Origin of the sequence: Microcystis sp. LE19-195.1E (assembly GCF_027532095.1) — a bacterium.
In the GTDB taxonomy this organism is placed as follows: domain Bacteria; phylum Cyanobacteriota; class Cyanobacteriia; order Cyanobacteriales; family Microcystaceae; genus Microcystis; species Microcystis aeruginosa.
Window position 1 is genome coordinate 1 of the sequence record NZ_JAPZSZ010000100.1, and the last position, 1,626, is coordinate 1,626.

Genomic DNA, 1,626 nt, shown 5'->3' on the forward strand with positions numbered 1-1,626 from the left:
AGTAAAAATATTTTGGCCGCAGGGCTTGCGGTGTCAGTCTGTAGAGCGACTATAAGACCAGAATAGAGTAAATCTGTTAAGGCAGGTGCGAAAAATCCTTCGGGAAAGAAGCAGAAACCTAAATCGTGAGGTTTGGGAATCGCCGTCCGTTTTACGGCGGCGAGGATGTCAAAATCTTCATCTCTGATGATAGGATGAACGATCGAAGCTCTCCAGAGAAACCCTATGACTAGCTTACTGCGCGACTTTTGGTATGTGGCCACACCGGCAAATAAACTGAAACCCGGTCAGCTAATGGCCAAAAAAATGCTAGGTGAACCGATTGTTGTCGGTAGGAGAGAGGATGGAGAAGTGTTCGCATTGCGGGACATTTGCCCCCATCGTGGCATTCCGCTGCACCATGGCTGGATTGAAGGGGATGGGGTGTACTGTTGCTATCATGGCTGGAAATTTAACACTAGCGATGGCGTTTGTTCTGAGATCCCCTCATTAACTGAACACGATCGCCTTGATATTAGCAGAATTTGTGTCACCAGTTATCCCTGTCGTGAAATACAAGGTCATATCTGGGTGTTTATTCCGGCAGACTCAAAAAGAGAAATTAATCGAGAAAATCTGCCCCCTGTGCCGACTATTGCCGATTTTGGCAAACTTACCCCCAAAATAGCCGAAACTATCACTTTTGACTGCAATATTGACCATGCGGTGGTGGGATTGATGGATCCGGCCCACGGTCCCTACGTTCATACTTCTTGGTGGTGGCGCAGCGGTCCGCGCCAATTTCGGGTCAAAGAAAAACAATACGAACCTGTTCCCCTCGGTTTTCGTCTTGCTCCCTATGATATGCCTGTAAGTGCGAAACCTTATAAAATTTTGGGTAATAAAGTATCGATTGAAATTGTTTTTGAATTGCCCTCGGTGCGTACAGAAATACTACGAGGCGATCGCCATTTGGCCTGTGCTTTTACAGCAATTACTCCCATCGATGAAAATCACTGCGAAGTCCATCAAAGTTTATACTATACGATCCCTTGGTTGGCATTTTTAACCCCTCTTTTGCGTTATTTAACTCGACAATTCCTCAAACAGGATCGCGATGTGGTGATTAAACAACAGGAAGGACTTAGTTATCATCCAGCTTTGATGTTAATTGATGATGCCGATACCCAGGCCAAATGGTATTATCGCCTCAAGCAAGAATACGAAAAATCTCAAGCAGAAAAACGGGATTTTGTCAACCCCATTAAAGCACAAATTTTACGGTGGCGCAGTTAGAATTTGATCATTTTATGACTGGACTTCCCCTTTGACAAAACGTGATAACCTCTGCTTTAGGAGGGATTAAGAGAATTTCTGATGTCCTCTTACTGGGTACAAATCGGGGAAACCTTTCATAAATCTAAGGCTTTCTCTAAGTCTAATCATTGTCCTAAACTATGGCCACAAGTCTCGCCATTAAATCCTCTTGCTGTGGCTAATTTTGATAATAAGCTAAAACGCACTTAAACCACCTAAAATAGAAATAGTAATTTTAGAAAAATCCTACTTATGCCAGCCAAAGATTTCCTAGACTTAGAAGAAAAGAAAAACTTACAAAAAGCTCTTAAAGAAGAAGAAAGAGCAGAG

1 protein-coding gene and 1 pseudogene are annotated in these 1,626 nt (G+C 43.1%); both read left to right on the plus strand.

The features are described from left to right. Positions 1 to 129: pseudogene (locus O9300_RS06160) on the plus strand (RNA-guided endonuclease TnpB family protein); the annotation flags it as partial. Between the two features lie 96 nt (positions 130 to 225). After that, the gene (locus O9300_RS06165; protein ID WP_287739691.1) at positions 226 to 1,275 is read left to right on the plus strand and encodes a Rieske 2Fe-2S domain-containing protein; all 1,050 of its coding nucleotides are present in this window, start codon (positions 226 to 228) and stop codon (positions 1,273 to 1,275) included. The last annotated feature ends 351 nt before the right edge of the window (positions 1,276 to 1,626 follow it).

Excerpts from the sequence above, each read along its gene's own strand:
- O9300_RS06165 (WP_287739691.1), top strand. The coding sequence starts at position 226 with ATGACTAGCTTACTGCGCGACTTTTGGTATGTGGCCACACCGGCAAAT.